Origin of the sequence: Phycicoccus sp. CSK15P-2, assembly GCF_016888005.1 — a bacterium.
Lineage (GTDB): Bacteria > Actinomycetota > Actinomycetes > Actinomycetales > Dermatophilaceae > Phycicoccus.
In genome coordinates, this window is sequence record NZ_JAFDVE010000029.1 from 49318 (window position 1) to 64988 (window position 15671).

Annotated in this window: 16 protein-coding genes; 2 read left to right on the forward strand and 14 right to left on the reverse strand. The window is 72.7% G+C overall.

Annotation, left to right across the window (positions count from 1 at the left end):
* Positions 1-6: 6 nt before the first annotated feature.
* The 7 genes from JQN72_RS16245 to JQN72_RS16275 form a co-directional block, all read right to left on the reverse strand.
* The gene (locus JQN72_RS16245) at positions 7-2820 is read right to left on the reverse strand and encodes an RNA helicase (RefSeq protein ID WP_204136179.1); all 2814 of its coding nucleotides are present in this window, start codon (positions 2818-2820) and stop codon (positions 7-9) included.
* A 21-nt stretch (positions 2821-2841) separates the two neighbouring features.
* Entirely contained in the window at positions 2842-3729 is an 888-nt protein-coding gene (locus tag JQN72_RS16250) for a YegS/Rv2252/BmrU family lipid kinase (protein WP_204136180.1), read from the reverse strand.
* Positions 3726-4496, reverse strand: a complete 771-nt coding sequence (tatC, locus tag JQN72_RS16255; RefSeq protein WP_204136181.1) for a twin-arginine translocase subunit TatC — start codon at positions 4494-4496, stop codon at positions 3726-3728. Before tatC ends, JQN72_RS16250 begins: the two co-directional genes overlap by 4 nt.
* Before the next feature lie 61 nt (positions 4497-4557).
* Positions 4558-4863 carry a Sec-independent protein translocase subunit TatA gene (gene tatA, locus JQN72_RS16260; RefSeq protein ID WP_204136182.1) on the reverse strand — a complete coding sequence of 102 codons (306 nt, stop codon included), beginning with the start codon at positions 4861-4863 and terminating at the stop codon, positions 4558-4560.
* A gap of 35 nt (positions 4864-4898) precedes the next feature.
* Positions 4899-5216 carry a hypothetical protein gene (locus JQN72_RS16265; protein ID WP_204136183.1) on the reverse strand — a complete coding sequence of 106 codons (318 nt, stop codon included), beginning with the start codon at positions 5214-5216 and terminating at the stop codon, positions 4899-4901.
* Between the two features lie 3 nt (positions 5217-5219).
* Positions 5220-6206, reverse strand: a complete 987-nt coding sequence (locus JQN72_RS16270) for a YafY family protein (RefSeq protein WP_204136184.1) — start codon at positions 6204-6206, stop codon at positions 5220-5222.
* Positions 6206-7219, reverse strand: a complete 1014-nt coding sequence (locus tag JQN72_RS16275; protein WP_204136185.1) for a YafY family protein — start codon at positions 7217-7219, stop codon at positions 6206-6208. The genes JQN72_RS16270 and JQN72_RS16275 overlap by 1 nt, the downstream gene beginning before the upstream one ends.
* Positions 7220-7254: 35 nt before the next feature.
* Between JQN72_RS16275 and JQN72_RS16280 the strand changes: the two genes are divergently transcribed.
* The gene (locus JQN72_RS16280) at positions 7255-8352 is read left to right on the forward strand and encodes a DUF3866 family protein (protein WP_307812767.1); all 1098 of its coding nucleotides are present in this window, start codon (positions 7255-7257) and stop codon (positions 8350-8352) included.
* Here the strand turns inward: JQN72_RS16280 and JQN72_RS16285 are convergent.
* The 7 genes from JQN72_RS16285 to dop all read right to left on the reverse strand — a co-directional run bounded on the left by JQN72_RS16285 (position 8336) and on the right by dop (position 14664).
* A complete protein-coding gene (locus JQN72_RS16285; RefSeq protein ID WP_204136186.1) occupies positions 8336-8713 on the reverse strand; it encodes an FKBP-type peptidyl-prolyl cis-trans isomerase in 378 nt (125 codons plus the stop codon). The genes JQN72_RS16280 and JQN72_RS16285 overlap by 17 nt on opposite strands.
* 29 nt (positions 8714-8742) lie before the next feature.
* Positions 8743-9687: an FKBP-type peptidyl-prolyl cis-trans isomerase gene (locus JQN72_RS18995; protein ID WP_204136187.1), complete on the reverse strand. Its 945-nt coding sequence runs from the start codon at positions 9685-9687 to the stop codon at positions 8743-8745.
* Positions 9688-9806: 119 nt separating this feature from the next.
* The gene (pafA, locus tag JQN72_RS16295) at positions 9807-11189 is read right to left on the reverse strand and encodes a Pup--protein ligase (protein ID WP_204136188.1); all 1383 of its coding nucleotides are present in this window, start codon (positions 11187-11189) and stop codon (positions 9807-9809) included.
* Positions 11186-11992, reverse strand: coding sequence for a proteasome subunit alpha (gene prcA, locus JQN72_RS16300; RefSeq protein WP_204136189.1), 807 nt, complete (start codon positions 11990-11992; stop codon positions 11186-11188). The genes pafA and prcA overlap by 4 nt, the downstream gene beginning before the upstream one ends.
* Positions 11989-12816 (reverse strand): proteasome subunit beta, encoded by an 828-nt coding sequence (gene prcB / locus JQN72_RS16305; RefSeq protein WP_204136190.1) that lies wholly within the window; start codon positions 12814-12816, stop codon positions 11989-11991. The genes prcA and prcB overlap by 4 nt, the downstream gene beginning before the upstream one ends.
* Positions 12813-13007 (reverse strand): ubiquitin-like protein Pup, encoded by a 195-nt coding sequence (locus tag JQN72_RS16310; RefSeq protein ID WP_204136191.1) that lies wholly within the window; start codon positions 13005-13007, stop codon positions 12813-12815. The genes prcB and JQN72_RS16310 overlap by 4 nt, the downstream gene beginning before the upstream one ends.
* A gap of 103 nt (positions 13008-13110) precedes the next feature.
* Positions 13111-14664 (reverse strand): depupylase/deamidase Dop, encoded by a 1554-nt coding sequence (gene dop / locus JQN72_RS16315; RefSeq protein ID WP_204136192.1) that lies wholly within the window; start codon positions 14662-14664, stop codon positions 13111-13113.
* A 20-nt stretch (positions 14665-14684) separates the two neighbouring features.
* Here dop and JQN72_RS16320 point away from each other — a divergent pair, with 20 nt between their 5' ends.
* Entirely contained in the window at positions 14685-15668 is a 984-nt protein-coding gene (locus tag JQN72_RS16320) for an alpha/beta hydrolase (protein ID WP_307812769.1), read from the forward strand.
* The last annotated feature ends 3 nt before the right edge of the window (positions 15669-15671 follow it).

Here is a 15671-nt window from a genome sequence, read left to right on the forward strand (position 1 = left end):
CGCGAGTCAGTCCAGCCGGTCGGCCGCGACGACACCACGCATGACCGCGTCGACCGCCGTCCGGGCCGTCCGTCGCAGCACGGGGTCGCTCGCGGCGTCGCCCACCTGGTCCAGCAGGTCGACGAGCTGTTTGCACCGCCGGACGAAGTCGCCCGCCGCCATGTCCTGGCCGCGCAGCACGTCGTCGAGCCGGCCACCGGACGCCCAGCGGTGCACCATCCAGGCCATCCCGCCGTCCGGCATCGAGGTGGTCGGGAGGTCGTGCTCGGTCTCGAGGTCCTCGATGTGCGACCACAGCCGGTCCATCTCCCGCACCGCGTCGGCGACGTCGTCCGTCGGCATCCGCGGCGACACGTCCGCCTCCTCGTGGCGCGGCTCGTGCACCAGGGCCGAGACGGCCGCCGCGAGCCCCGGTGCGTCGAGGCGCTTCCACACGTCGTGTCGCAGGCACTCGGCGGCCAGCAGGTCCTTCTCCGTGTACAGCCGCCGGAGCCGCTCGCCCCGTTCGGTGACGACCGCGCCGCGATCCTCGAGGTAGCCCAGCGACTCGAGGGCGTCGCAGATCCGGTCGAAGGTACGGGCGACGGTGTTCGTGCGCCCCTCGACACGGCGCTGCAGGCCGGTGGTCTCGCGCTTCAGGCGCCACCAGCGCTCAGCCCAGCGGGCGTGGTCCTCGCGCTCCGGACACTCGTGGCAGGGATGCTCGCGCAGCTGATGGCGCAGGTGCGTCACCAGGTCGGTGTCGGCGCCGGACCCGGCGTCACGACGGCGGCGCGACGGCGCGTCCTCGATCCCCCGGGGTGTGGCGATCCGCAGCGACGTCGCGAGGTCGCGCCGTGCCTTCGGGGACTTGGGGTTGAAGTGCGAGGGCACCTTCACGGTCGCCATCGCCTCCACCGGCTCCGGGACGTCGACGAGGGTCAGCCGCCGGAACTGCTTGTCCTCCGTGACGACACCGGGACCCGTCGGCGCTCCCTTGGCCGTCCGGGCCGGCTGCACGACCACGGCCCACCCCGCGCGACGGCCGGCGGGGATCTTGATGACGTCGCCGACGCGCAGCCTCTCCATCGAGACCGCGGCCTCGGCGCGACGGGACGCGGCGCGGGCCTTGCGGCCGTCCTTCTCGGCGTCGGCGAGCTCACGGCGGATCCGGGCGTACTCGCGGAAGTCGCCGTGGTCGCAGTGCATCGCCTCGGCGTACCCGGCGAGACCCTCCTCGTTCTTGCGCAGCTGGGTCGCGATGCCGACGACGGCGCGGTCGGCCTGGAACTGCGCGAACGAGGTCTCGAGCACCTCGCGCGCGACCTCGCGTCCCACCTGGGACACGAGGTTGACCGCCATGTTGTAGGTCGGACGGAAGCTGGACCTCAGCGGGTAGGTACGGGTCGAGGCGAGACCGCCGACGGCCATGGGGTCCATGCCGCGGGTCCACTGGACCACCGCGTGCCCCTCGACGTCGATGCCCCGCCGCCCCGCGCGGCCGGTCAGCTGGGTGTACTCGGCGGGCGTGATGTCGACGTGTGCCTCGCCGTTGTACTTGACGAGCTTCTCGAGGACGACCGTGCGGGCCGGCATGTTGATGCCCAGTGCCAGCGTCTCGGTGGCGAAAACGGCCCGGATCCGCCCCTCGGTGAAGAGCGCCTCGACGATCTCGCGGAACAGCGGCAGCATCCCCGCGTGGTGCGCGGCGAAGCCGCGGGTCAGGCCCTCGACGAAGTCCCAGTAGCCCAGGACGCCCAGGTCCTCGTCCGCGAGGGACTCGACGCGGTCCTCGACGTACCGGCGGATGCGGTCGGCGTCGCGCTCCGGCACGAGCCGGGTGCCGGCGGAGAGGAGCTGCCCCACGGCGGCCTCGCAGCCCACCCGGCTGAAGATGAACGTGATGGCGGGCAGCAGGCCCTCGCGGTCGAGGTCCTCCACGACCTCGGCACGGGTGGCGCCGCCGCCCGGACGGCCGCCCCGGGCGAAACCTCGTCCACCCGGGCCGCCCCCGGGGCCCCGCGGCGGGGTGTGGTCGCGCTTGCCCTTGCCGGCACGCTTGCCCATCCGGTCCCGGCCGCCGAGGCGCCGCGCGTCCTCGACGTACCGGCCACGCTGCTCGGCACCGCGGATGGCGTGCAGGAGGTCGGGGTTCACCCGGTTGCCGGCGAAGAGGTCGAACATCGTCGTGCCGACCATCATGTGCTGGAACAGCGGGACGGGCCGGTGCTCGGACACCACGACCGCGTGGTTGCCCCGGACCTCGGCCAGCCAGTCGCCGAACTCCTCGGCGTTGCTCACCGTCGCCGAGAGCGACACGACCTGCACTGACTCGGGCAGGTGGATGATGACCTCCTCCCACACCGCGCCGCGGAACCGGTCGGCGAGGTAGTGCACCTCGTCCATGACGACGAACCCGAGCCCGGTCAGGGTCGAGGAGCCCGCGTACATCATGTTGCGCAGCACCTCGGTCGTCATGACGACGACCGGCGCCTCGCCGTTGACCGACGAGTCGCCGGTGAGCAGCCCGACGTTCTCGGCACCGTGGCGGCGCACGAGGTCGTGGTACTTCTGGTTCGACAGCGCCTTGATGGGGGTCGTGTAGAACGCCTTGCGGCCGGTTGCGAGGGCGAGGTGCACCGCGAACTCGCCGACGATCGTCTTGCCCGCCCCGGTGGGGGCGGCGACGAGCACACCCTGCCCGGCCTCCACCGCCTCGCAGGCGTCCACCTGGAAGTCGTCGAGCGGGAAGTCGAGACCCGCGACGAAGCGGCCGAGCTCCGAGTGCTCCCTGCGGTTCCGGGCCTTGGCCGCGGCGTACCGCTCGGCGGGACTGGGCATGGCCTCAGGCTACGTCAGCGCTCAGGCCAGGACGGTGAGCACACCCGGCACGGCCTCGAGCGAGACCGGGAGGGGCGCGTACCGCTCGCCGTCGGCGTACGACACGATGCCCGTGGCCTCGAGCCGGACGCGCGCGGCCCGCCGTACCTCGACGGCCGGATGGGTCACGTGCTCCCCCCGGAACACCGACGGGAAGACCCGGAGGAACTCCGGCACCGGGATGCGGTGCAGGACGAGGACGTCGAGGAGCCCGTCGTCGAAGCGGGCGCCCGGAGTCACCCGCATCCCCCCGCCGTAGGACGGGCCGTTCCCGACCGCGACGAGCATCGCGTCGGTCTCCACCCGGTCACCGTCGAGGTCGAGGACGTACGGGATCGGCCGGAAGACCGGGAGCTCCCGCAGGATCGCGAGGTTGTACCGCATGGCGCCCTTGGGCCAGCTCCAGCCGTTGGCCCGTTCGTTGACGACAGCGTCGAACCCCCCGGCGAGAACCCCGACGAACCAGCGCTGCTCCCCCGAGGGCGCGACGTGCCGAGCCGCATCGACCCGGCGGGTGCGCCCCTCGAGGACTCGCTCGACCGCCTCGGCGGCGTCCTGCACCGGCAGGCCGAGCTCGCGCGCGATGTCGTTGCCGGTGCCGGCCGCGACGATCCCCAGCGGGACGTCGGTCCCCGCGACGAGGTTGGCACCGAGATGGACCATCCCGTCGCCACCCACGACGACGAGGGCGTCCACCGACCGGTCGGCGACGGCCGCCCGCCCGTGCTCGAGCGCTCCCCGCGCGTCCGCGGCCGAGAGGTCGACGACGTCGGCCCCCGCCGCCCGAAGAAGCGTGAGGGCCTCGAGCCCGACGCGCCTGCCGGTGTTGCGACCCGAGGTGGGGTTGACCAGCACCCCGAGGCGGGTCACAGCTCGGAGGCCTCGGTGTCGTCGACGTCGAGCCAGTCGGGACGGTTCGCAGCCCGCCGCCTGTCGAGGATCCGGCACACGAACCAGGCGCCGAAGTAGAGCAGCGTCAGCGGGAGGGCGAAGACGAACATCGTGAAGGGGTCGGCGGTGGGGGTCGCGACCGCCGCGAACACGAAGATCAGGACGACGGCCACCCGCCAGCCCTTGATGAGCCGGCTCGCAGGCATCGCCCCGATGACGTTGAGCCCGACGAGGAAGACCGGGAAGAGGAAGCCCAGACCGAAGACGAGGATGAACCGCGTGACGAACGACAGGTACATCGAGACCTGCTGGATGTTCGAGGTCCCCTCCGGCGAGAGCCCGTAGAGGATCGACAGGCTCTGCGGGAGGATCAGGTACGCGAGCAGCACGCCGGTGAGGAACAGCGGAACGGTCGCGACGAAGAAGGCCAGGGAGATGCGCTTCTCCTTGCGGGTGAGCCCCGGCAGGACGAACGCCCACACCTGGTACAGCCAGACCGGGCTCGACGCGATGACGCCGACGAAGATCGACAGGCTGATCAAGTTGGAGAGTGCGGACGTCGCCTCCGCGAAGTTCAGGCTGATGTCGTTCTCGGGATGCAGGTCCGCGTAGGTCTGGAAGGGGGCCTTGAGGAACTGGAAGATCCTGTCGTAGAAGAACCCGGCGACGATGGCGCCGGTGACGACGGCCGCAGCCGACACGAAGAGACGCCGACGGAACTCCTTGAGGTGTTCCGTCAGCGTCATCCGGCCCTCGGGGTCCCGAGGGCTCCGTCGAGCGCGAGCCATCCAGCCGGTCAGCGAGCGGTCAGGCCACCGGGCCGGACTGGTTGTCCGTGCGCGGTGACTTCTCGCGGACCGCGTTGCCGGACTCGTCCGGGGTCACGACGTTGTCGACCGAGCGGTCCGAGCTGATCGTGTCGCCCTTCACGGTCTCGGAGGAGGCCGTGGACTTGCCCGCCTCGTGCTCCTTCTTCATCTCGTCGACCTCGGACTTGAACACGCGGGCCGAGCGCCCGAGGCTGCGCGCGGCGTCCGGCAGCCGCTTCCAGCCGAAGATGAGAATGATCAGCACCGCGATGATGATGATCTCGGTGGGTCCGATCCTGCCCATGTGGGTCCATCCCCTTCGAAGAAGTCCGGTCGTCGTCAGTCTACGCGGGCCCAGGCGGGCATCCGGCGCGCCCTGCGCTCGGAGCGTTCGGCGCGCTGTGCCGCCCGTCGCCGTTCATGGTCCGCCCTCAGTCTGTGCGGGTCCTGCGTGACGGCTGTGGGCGGGGTGTCCTCCGTGGTGTCCTGCCGGTCCACGGCGGCGGAGAGCTCGGCGAGGGCTTGCTCGGCGCGGCCGACCTCCCGGCCGAGGGACCGCACGGAGCCCCACAGGGCGCGTGACCGCCACCACACCAGGGCCGCGCCTCCGGTGAGGAGAACGGCCCAGAGCAGCAGCCAGACCCACCACGGCAGCACGGGTCAGTCCCCCGGGACGGGATAGGCGGCCAGCGCGTCGGCAGCGCCCTCGCGGACCTCGGCGACGACGTCGGCGGGCTCGAGCACCCACCCACGACCACCCAGCCGCCAGAGCAGGCGGCGCAGCCAGGCGGTGTCGGCGGTGCGGAGCGTGACGACCTCTCCCCCACCGTCCGCGGCGGTGACCTCCCGTATGGAGTCGACCGCGTAGTAGTCCGACACCCAGGTCGCACCGGGAAGGAGGCGCAGCGTGACGACGACGTCGTCCGGGGCCGGCCGGAAGGTGCCCTCGGCCAGGTCACGCTCGGTGGCCTGTGGCGGCGGGGTGCCGTCGACGTCGAGGACGTCCAGGGACTCGACCCGGTCGAGGCGGAACAGCCGGGTGTCCTCGGCGCGGTGACACCACCCCTCGAGGTACCACTGGCCGTCGATGCCGATGACGCGCATCGGGTCGACGTCGCGCTCGGTCGCCTCGTCACGGGCCGGGACCACGTAGCGCAGGTGGACCCGGCGACGGTCCGCGACGGCCCGTCGGGCCCGGGCCAGCAGCTCTGCGTCACCGCCCTGGGCCACCTCGGCCCGGACCCGACCGGCCGGTCCCGCGGCGTCTCCGGCGGCGGCCTCGAGCTTGGCCAGCGCGCGGTCGACCGCGTCGCGCTCGTCGAGCCCGGGGACCTCCCGCAGCGCCCGCAGCCCAACGACGAGGGTGACCGCCTCGTCGACCCCGAGACGGAGCGGCCTCGCGATGGAGTCGGCGTTGCCGACGAAGACGCGCCCGCCCTCCCAGTCGGCCTCGATGAGCTCGTCGGGCATCTGCCCGTAGCCGCAGAGGAAGAGCAGGCGAAGGTCGGCCTCGAGCTGCGCCACGCTCACGCCCAGGTCGGCAGCGGCCCGGGTGAGGTCGATGCCCTGCCGGTTGACGAGCCACGGCACCATCGTGAGGAGCCGGCCGAGCCGTGCGGTCGCGCTCTCGCTGGGTGTCGACGGCATCAGGCCTCCCCTCGCTCGTGGGCCGCACGCGCTCCGCGCAGCCGGGCGACGACCGCCTCGACGAGCTCGGCGGGCTGCTCGACGACGACGTCCGCGCCGTAGCCCGCGAGCTCCTCGGCGAAGCCGTCGAGGTCGGTGTAGTCGAGGTCGGCCAGCGACCAGGTGTCGTCGACGTCGCCGAGGGTGCGTGCCCGCCGACGCAGTGCGTGCCCGGTGCCGCCCCGGATGCGCAGGACCGCCGGGCTGGGCCGGGTCCCGGGGTCGGCCGCGTCCCGGGCCATGACCTCGGCCTGGTGGTCCTCGGGCACCTCGAAGGCCCCGGCCGGTCCCACGGTGCGCACCGGTCCGGAGATGCGCGACAGCCGGAAGACGCGCGGTGCCTCGCGGTCCTCGTCGAAGGCCGTGAGGTACCAGCGACCGTGCCACGACACGAGCGACCACGGCTGGACGTGCCGCTCGGACGCCTCCGTGGCCTCGGGGCGGCGGTAGTCGAAGCGCAGCCGGACCCGGCGGAGCACGGCGTCCTTGACCGCGTCGAACGCCGGCTCGGTGGTCCGCAGCCGTGGCTCGATGCCGATGAGCGCGTCGGCGTCCCGCTCGACCCCCGCGGCCCGCAGCTTGCGCAGCGCCTGGGCTGCCGGGCCCGCCAGGGACGCCTGGGCCCAGGTGCGGCTCGCGAGGCCGAGCACGGCCAGCTCGTCCTGCTCGAACTCGATGTCCGGCAGCGCGTAGTCCCGCTGGTGGATGCGGTACCCGGGCTCGTCCTCCCAGAGGGCGTCGATGTCCTCGGTGACGAGCGGGATGCCGAGCTCGCGCAGCTCGTCCTTGTCGCGCTCGAACATCCGCTCGAAGGCCTCCGTGGAGGCGTTCGAGCCGTACTGCGGGACGAGCTGGCGGATCTGGGCCTTGGACAGCGGGCGCCGCGCGTAGAGGAGGACCAGGACGAGGTTGAGGAGCCGTTCGGTCTTGGTCTGCGCGGCGCTCGGCGCACCACCCCCGGACTGGCTGCTCACCGGGCAGACGCTACCCGACGGCTACGCTGCCCGACGTGATGCAGTGGCGCGCCGGAGAGGTCGTCGGTCAGGTCCGAGAGTGGCCCGGGGCGGTCGAGCTCCGTGTGGCGCTCGAGGACGGCGTGGACGAGGTCCGGGGCCTCGCGTACACGACCGTCACCGGTGCGCCGGCGGTGGGCGAGCGGGTCCTCCTCAACGCGTCCGCGCTGCTGCGAGGTCTCGGCACCGGCGGGCTCGCGTTCGTCGTCGCCCGCGCCGACCGTCTCCCGCCGGACCCGGCCCCCGGTGCGGGCCACATCGTCAAGGCGCGCTACACCCCGGTGCAGCAGATGCTCCTGGCCGTGGACGAGCAGGACAGCCCGCACCACGAGGCACTGCGCGACGCCGACGACCTCGCCGGCACGCCGGTGGTCGTGGCCGACCTGCACAGCGCGCTGCCGGCCGTCGTCGCGGGGGTCCGCAGCGCACGCCCGGACGCCCGGGTCGCCTACGTCATGACCGACGGTGGCGCGCTGCCCGCGGCGTTCTCCCGTGCCGTCGCCGGGCTGCGCGAGGCGGGGGTTCTCGCGGCCACGCTGACCGTCGGGCAGGCCTTCGGTGGCGACCACGAGGCTGTCACGGTGCACACCGGCCTGCTCGCGGCACGACACGTCGTCGGTGCCGACGTCGTCGTCGTGGCCCAGGGCCCGGGCAACGTCGGCACCGGGACGACATGGGGCTACTCCGGGGTGGCCGCCGCGGAGGCGCTGCACGCCGCAGACGTGCTCGGTGGACGCGGAGTGGCCTCGCTGCGGGTCGCCGGCGCCGACGCACGCGAGCGGCACCGGGGCATCAGCCACCACAGCAGGACAGCCTACGGGCGTGCCCTGCTCGCGCCTGCGGACGTGCCGGTCACGACCCTGCCGGACGCGGGGCTCGACGCCCTCGTGCGGCGCCAGCTGGATGAGCTGGTGGCATCGGCCCGCACGCGACTGACGGCCGTCGAGGTGCCGGTGACGGGACTGCGCGAGGCACTCGAGGAGTCGCCGGTCCCGCTGTCGACGATGGGCCGGGGCCTCTCGGACGACCCGGCGCCGTTCCTGGCCGCGGCCGCCGCGGGCGCGTATGCGGCGACCGTCAGCTCACGTCCATGAGGTCGACGACGAAGATCAGTGTCTCCCCCGGCTTGATGACGGCACCGGCGCCCCGCTCCCCGTAGCCGAGGTGCGGCGGGATGGTCAGCTTGCGGCGGCCCCCGACCTTCATCCCCGCGATGCCCTCGTCCCAGCCGGCGATGACCATGCCCACGCCGAGCCGGAACTCCAACGGGGCCCCGCGGTTCCAGGAGGCGTCGAACTCCTCGCCGGTGGAGTGCGCGACACCGACGTAGTGCGCGGACACGGTGCTGCCCGAGGTGGCCTCGGACCCCTCACCGAGGGTGATGTCCTCGACGACGAGGTCGGCCGGCGGCTCGTCGCCGGGGAAGTCGATCTCGGGCTTCGTGGGCTCGCTCACGGGATCTCCTGGGTCGCGGATGCGGGTGGTCAGTAGGCGGCGAGGATGTCGACGACGAACACGAGGGTGTCGTCGCCCTTGATCTTGTCACCGCTCCCGGCGTCGCCGTAGCCCTCGGCCGGCGGGATCACGAGGAGGAGCCGACTGCCGACCGGCTGGCCCGCGATGCCGGTGTCCCAGCCCTTGATGACCTGGCCCTGGCCCACGGCGAAGTCGAAGTACGGCTGCTCGGGACGGCTCGCGCTGGAGTCGAAGACCTCGCCGTTGCGCAGCAGCGCCCCCGTGTAGGCGACGCGGACGGTCTGGCCCTCCTCGACCTTCGCACCCTCGCCCTCGATGAGCGGCTGCACGACGGTCTTCTCCGGCGCCTTCGCGTCCTTCGGCATGGTGATGACGGCGGGCTCGCCGTCCTTCATCTCGACGGTCGGCAGACCCTTCTCGGGTGCGACCTCCTTGCCCTGCGCCTGGTCGAGCACCTGGGTGGCGCCGAGCACATCGACGACGAAGACGACCGGGTCGTCCTTCGCGACGCCCAGCTGCTCGTTCCCCTGCTCTCCGAAGGCGTCCGCGGAGGTCGAGGCGATGACGACGCGGGAGCCGACGGTCTTGCCGGGAAGCTGGGACCGGAAGGAGGTGAACAGCTGCTCGTCGCCGAGGTCGAGGCCGACCGGGCCCTGCTCCCAAGTGCTCGTGAGGACCTCGCCGTCGGTGCCGTTGACGAGCACCGCCTGGACCGAGACGAGGTCGTCCTGCGCCACCTCGGCGCCGTCACCCGGGGTCACGATCTCCGAGCTGGTGCTCGCGACCTCGAGCGGCGCCTCGACGGTGACCTCGGGCTGGGCGCCGGCCTCGCCGGTCACCTCGACCCCGGTGACCTCGGCCGCCGGCTCGGAGGCGGTCTCCTCGCCGCAGGCGGAGAGGGCGAGGGCACCGACGAGGGCGGCGGCGGGGAGGGCACGGCTGAGGCGGGACACGGCAAACCTTCGGTCGGGGGGTGCCGGCGAGCGGCGAGAACGTCCGTCCACGATAGTCGCGGGAGATGGGAACTCTCGCATCGGAGCCTGTGAGCGGCCTGGACGGGCGTCGGCGGCGGTCAGGGGGTGGACATCCCTTCGACCAGCCGGTCCACCCGTGCGTCCTCGGCGAGGAAGGGGTCCTTGCACAGGACGGTGCGCTGCGCCTGGTCGTTGAGCTTGAGGTGCACCCAGTCGACGGTGAAGTCGCGACGGTGCTGCTGCGCCGCCCGGATGAAGTCGCCGCGCAGCTTGGCCCGGGTCGTCTGCGGCGGACGCACCTTGGCCTCGAAGATCTCCGGGTCGGAGACGACGCGGTCGACCCGGCCGCGTCGCTGCAGGAGGTAGAAGAGCCCTCGGCTGCGGTCGATGTCGTGGTACGCGAGGTCGATCTGGGCCAGCCGGGGGTGGTCGAGGTCGAGCCCCTGGCGTGTCGCGTAATCGTCCAGGAGCCGGTACTTGACGACCCAGTCGATCTCCCGCCCGACGAGCCCCAGGTCCTGGGTCTCGACCGCGGTCAGGGTGCGGTCCCACAGGTCGAGGACCCGTCCGTGGAGGGCGTCCTGGGCCCCCTCGCGGGCCACGAACTCGGCCGCCTTCGCGTGGTACTCCCGCTGGAGGTCGAGCGCCGAGAGCTCCCGGCCGTTCGCCAGCCGGACCGTGCGGCGCCCGGTGAGGTCGTGCGAGATCTCCCGGATGGCCCGGATGGGGTTCTCGAGCGTGAGGTCGCGCATGACGACGCCCGCCTCGATCATCCGTAGCACGAGGTCGGCCGACCCGACCTTGAGCATCGTCGTGGGCTCGGCCATGTTGGAGTCCCCGACGATGACGTGCAGGCGCCGGTAGTGCTCGGCGTCCGCGTGCGGCTCGTCGCGGGTGTTGATGATCGGCCGGCTGCGGGTGGTCGCGGACGACACGCCCTCCCAGATGTGGTCCGCCCGCTGGCTCAGGGCGTACGAGGCGCCCTTGCTGGTCGTCACGAGCTTGCCGGCCCCGCAGGTGAGCTGGCGGCTGATGAGGAAGGGCAGGAGTGTCTCGGAGAGGGCCTGGAACTCACCGCCGCGCGTCACGAGGTAGTTCTCGTGGCACCCGTAGGAGTTGCCTGCGGAGTCGGTGTTGTTCTTGAAGACGTAGATGTCCCCGGAGACGCCGTCGTCGCGCAGCCGGGCCTGGGCGTCGACGACGAGCCCCTCGATGATCCGCTCCCCCGCGCGGTCGTGGGCGACGACCTGACGCACCGAGTCGCACTCGGCGGTCGCGTACTCGGGGTGCGAGCCGACGTCGAGGTAGAGGCGGGACCCGTTCGTGAGGAACACGTTGCTCGACCGGCCCCACGCGACGACCTTGCGGAACAGGTAGCGCGCGACCTCGTCCGGGGTCAGGGTGCGCTGCCCGGCGGTCGAGCACGTGATGCCGTACTCGTTCTCGATCCCGATGATGCGGCGCGTCCCGCGGGTGCTCACTCGCCCGGACCCTCCTGGTCGGGCCGCTGCGTCTGCGGGTTCGTCGCGGCGCTGCGCGTGGAGTCGTCGTCGTCGCCCTCGGGGACGTCGGCCGTCGGGTCGTCCGCCGACAGGAGCCGTTCGAGGAGGTCGCCCTGGACCCGCCGGAACCGCCGCCGCGGGCGGTGCCGGTCGAGGACCGCCACCTCGAGCTGCTCCGGCGCGAGGGTGCGGCTGTCGCCGCCGTTGGGGTCGGCACCGAGCAGGCGCACCGCGAGGGTGAGCGCGTCACCGAGGTGCATGCCCGGTTGCCAGGCCTCACGCAGGCCGGCCTCGATCTGCTCGGCTCCCCCGCCCATGGCCACGAACCCGTGCTCGTCGGCGACCGAGCCGTCATAGGTGAGCCGGTACACCTGGTCCTCGTCGGGCGCCCGGCCGACCTCGGCCACGACGATCTCGACCTCGTAGGGCTTGGACTCCTGGGTGAACACGGTGCCGAGCGTCTGCGCGTAGGCGTTCGCGAGCCCACGAGCGGTGACGTCGGACCTGTCGTAGGAGTAGCCGCGCAGGTCGGCGTAGCGCACCCCGGCGACCCGCAGGTTCTCGAACTCGGGATACTTGCCGACCGCCGCGAACGCGATCCGGTCGTAGATCTCCGAGACCTTGTGCAGCGCGCGACTGGGGTTCTCCGCGACGAAGGCGATGCCGCCGTCGTACTGCAGGACGATGACGGCGCGCCCCCGGGCGATGCCCTTGCGGGCGAAGTCCGCCCGGTCCTTCATCAGCTGCTCGGGCGAGACGTAGAACGGCATGCCGGCCGTCATCGGGCACCTCCCGGGTCGTCCCTGCGGTCGGCGATGACGGCGTCGACCACGCCTGCCAGCACGTCGTCGTCGACGAACCGGGTGCCGCCCGGGTCGACCGTCCCGACGGTGGGCCAGATGCGCCGGCCGACGTCCGGTCCGCCCGTGGCCGAGTCGTCGTCCGCCGCGTCGTAGAGCGCCTCGACGGCGACCCGGACGGCGTCGTCGGCGGACATCGCGCGACGGAACAGCTTCTTGAGGGCGCCCCGCGCGAACAGGGAGCCGGAGCCGACGCTGTGGTGGTCCTGCTCCTCGTAGCACCCGCCGGTGACGTCGTAGCTGAAGATCCGGCCACGCTGCTGCCCGAGGTCCCAGCCGGCGAAGACCGGGACCACCGAGAGCCCCTGCATCGCCATCCCGAGGTTGCCACGGATCATCGAGGCCAGCCGGTTCGCCTTCCCCTCGAGGGACATCAGCGTGCCCTCGATCTTCTCGTAGTGCTCGAGCTCGACCTGGAACAGCCGGACGAGCTCGATGGCCAGGCCCGCCGTGCCCGCGATCCCCACGAGGCTGTACTCGTCGGTGGCGAAGACCTTCTCCATGTCACGGTTGGCGATGATGTTGCCCATCGTCGCGCGCCGGTCGCCCGCCATGACCACCCCACCGTCGAAGGTGACGGTGACGATGGTCGTCCCGTGGGGTGCCTCCACCGCGGCACCCGCCGGAACGGTGCGGTGCGACGGCAGGAGCTCCGGGGCGTGCGCCCCGAGGAAGTCGGTGAACGAGGACGACCCCGGCACGAGGTAGGCCCCCGGCAGGCGGGCGGAGCCGTCGGCTGCCGTCACTGGCCACCCTTCTGGACGAACCCGCGGACGAACTCCTCGGCGTTGGTCTCGAGGACGCCGTCGATCTCGTCGAGGATGTCGTCGATCTCGCTCGTCTGGGCGCTCGTGGCGGCAGCGGCGGGCTCGGGCGCGTCGGCGTCGTCGGGCTCGCCGTCGCGCCGCTGCGGCCTGATCTGCTCCTGACCGGGCATGGTCACCCTCCTGGTGTCGGGACGTCCTCCGAGCCTAGTCGGAGGGTCGGGTTGTCCGGCGAGGTGTCGACCGCCCGGCCCGTCACGCCCACATGCCGGACGGTCAGGGTGCGGGGTCCGGGCCCTGCGGGTCGGCCGGGGTCTCGGCCACCGTCGCGAGGGCCCGAAGCAGCGACGCCGCGTCCGGAGCACCGCGCACGAGGTCCCCCACGGCCTCCTCGGTGCCGCGCAGGGGCTCGAGCATCGGCACCCGCTGGAGCATCCGAGCGCCGGGCACGTCGAAGATCACCGAGTCCCACGACGCCGCGACGACGCTCTCGGGGAAGCGCTCGAGGCAGGCGCCCCGGAACCAGGCACGGGTGTCGGACGGAGGTGCGGAGACGGCCCTGCGGACGGCGTCGTCGTCGACGAGCACCTCGAGCCGTCCGGCGGCGGCGAGGCGGTGGGCCAGCCCGCGGTCGGCGCGGACGTCGGACCACTGGAGGTCGACGGCCTTGAGCCGTGGGTCGTCCCATCCCATCCCGTCCCGCTCCCGGTAGCCGTCGAGCACGGCGAGCTTGGCGACCCAGTCGACCTCGCGTCGGGCCTCCATGGGGTCGCGTCCGAGGCGGTCGAGCACGGTCGACCACCAGTGCAGGACCTCTGCGGTGTCCGGGTCGGGCTCGCCCCCGGAACGGTCCTCGACGAATGCGGCCGCACGGTCGTGGAACTCCCAGAGCAGCTCGACGGCGGTCATCCGGCGGCCGTCGGCGAGCTCCACCTTGGTCTGCAGGGTGGGGTCGTGCGAGATCTCGTGGAGCGTCTGCACCGGGCGCCGCACCCCGAGGTCGTCGGTGAGGGCGTCGGCCTCGACCATCGCGAGGACGAGCGACGTGGTGCCCAGCTTGAGGAGGTTGGCGACGTCGGCGTGGTTGGCGTCGCCGATGATCACGTGGAGCCGCCGGTAGCGGTCGGCCACGGCGTGCGGCTCGTCCCGCGTGTTGATGATCGGCCGCTTGAGGGTGGTCTCGAGCCCCACCTCGACCTCGAAGAAGTCGCTGCGCTGCGCGATCTGGTACCCGGGGGTGCGTGAGTCGACGCCGATACCGACCCGGCCGCTGCCGCACATGACCTGGCGGGCGACGAAGAACGGCGTGAGGTGCTTGACGACGGACGCGAACGGCGTCGCGCGGGACATCAGGTAGTTCTCGTGGGTGCCGTAGCTGGCGCCCTTGCCGTCGGTGTTGTTCTTGTAGAGGTTCACGCCCGGCGGCACTGTGGCGAGGCGTTCGACCGCCTCGCGCATCACGAGCTCGCCGGCGCGGTCCCAGGTCACCGCGTCGCGGGGCGTCGTCACCTCGGGCGAGGAGTACTCGGGGTGGGCGTGGTCCACGTACAGGCGGGCCCCGTTGGTGAGGACGACGTTGGCGAGGGTCGGGTCCTCGACGTCGGTCAGCTGGCTCGGGTGGGCCTGGCCGCGGCCCATGTCGAAGCCGCGCGCGTCCCGCAGGGGCGCCTCGTCGGCGTAGTCCCAGCTCGCCCGCGCCGGCCGGATGCCGCGCGAGCGGGCGTAGGCGTTGACGACATCCCCCGACGCGACCATCGGGTTGGCCGCGGGGTCCCCGGGGACGACGATCCCGTACTCGGTCTCGATCCCCATCACGCGCCGGACGGTCATACCTCGACGATACTGACGCCGTGCACAGCTACCGCGGACTGTCCCCTCTGACCACGCTCGTGTCGATGGTCGTCGACGCGACCCTGCCGGCGGTCGAGACCCTCGACGAGGCCGGCATCCAGCGGGCCCGCGCCACGCGGATCCCCCGCAACGCCGTGTCCCGGCGCGTCACCGGTGCGGTCGACCCCGCGGTCGGCATCACGTACGGCACGGCGCCCGCCCGCGACGAGCACTCCATCCCCCTGCGCGTCTACCGGCCGCGGTCCGCGCCGGACTCGCGAGCCGACCTTCCGGTCGTCATGTGGTTCCACGGCGGCGGCTGGGTCCTCGGCAACGTGGTCGAGGCCGACCCGGTGTGCACCTTGCTTGCGGCCGGGGTCGGCGCCGTCGTGGTGTCGGTCGACTACCGGATGGCTCCCGAGCACCGTGCGCCGCGAGCGGCCCTCGACTGCGTGGACGCCACCACGTGGGTCGCGGCCAACGCCGATGTCCTGCGGGCCGACACGAGCCGGATGGCGGTCGCGGGCGACTCCGCGGGCGGCAACCTGGCCGCAGTGGTGGCCCAGGTGCTCCGGGACCACGGGATGCCGAACATCCGACACCAGGCGCTCGTCTATCCCGCCACCGACCTCACCCTGTCCTCGCCGTCGCTGCACGAGCACGCGAACGCGCCCATCCTGACCCGCCGGTCCGTGCACGCCTACCTCGACCACTACCTCCCGCCCGGCCATGACCCGCGAGACCCCCTCGTGTCCCCGCTCTTCGGCGACCTCACGGGCCTGCCCCCGGCCCTGGTGCAGACGGCCGACGTCGACCCGATCCGCGACGACGGCCTGCGCTACGCCGAGGCGCTCGAGGCGGCGGGTGTCCCGGTGCGGGTCACCAACTACCTCCGGGTCCCGCACGGCTTCGCGTCGATGCCCGGGGCGACACCGGTCGGGCGGCAGCAGCGCGCCGAGCTGGTCACGGAGGTGTCCCGAGCCCTGGCCCGGACAGTAGCCTGACCC

What these genes read in the sequence shown, in the direction of transcription:
- JQN72_RS16245 (WP_204136179.1), bottom strand. Translation starts at nt 2,820, where the DNA reads ATGCCCAGTCCCGCCGAGCGGTACGCCGCGGCCAAGGCCCGGAACCGC.
- tatC (WP_204136181.1), bottom strand. Translation starts at nt 4,496, where the DNA reads ATGACGCTGACGGAACACCTCAAGGAGTTCCGTCGGCGTCTCTTCGTG.
- tatA (WP_204136182.1), bottom strand. Translation starts at nt 4,863, where the DNA reads ATGGGCAGGATCGGACCCACCGAGATCATCATCATCGCGGTGCTGATC.
- JQN72_RS16270 (WP_204136184.1), bottom strand. Translation starts at nt 6,206, where the DNA reads ATGCCGTCGACACCCAGCGAGAGCGCGACCGCACGGCTCGGCCGGCTC.
- prcA (WP_204136189.1), bottom strand. Translation starts at nt 11,992, where the DNA reads ATGACGGCCGGCATGCCGTTCTACGTCTCGCCCGAGCAGCTGATGAAG.
- JQN72_RS16310 (WP_204136191.1), bottom strand. Translation starts at nt 13,007, where the DNA reads ATGCCCGGTCAGGAGCAGATCAGGCCGCAGCGGCGCGACGGCGAGCCC.
- dop (WP_204136192.1), bottom strand. Translation starts at nt 14,664, where the DNA reads ATGACCGTCCGGCGCGTGATGGGGATCGAGACCGAGTACGGGATCGTC.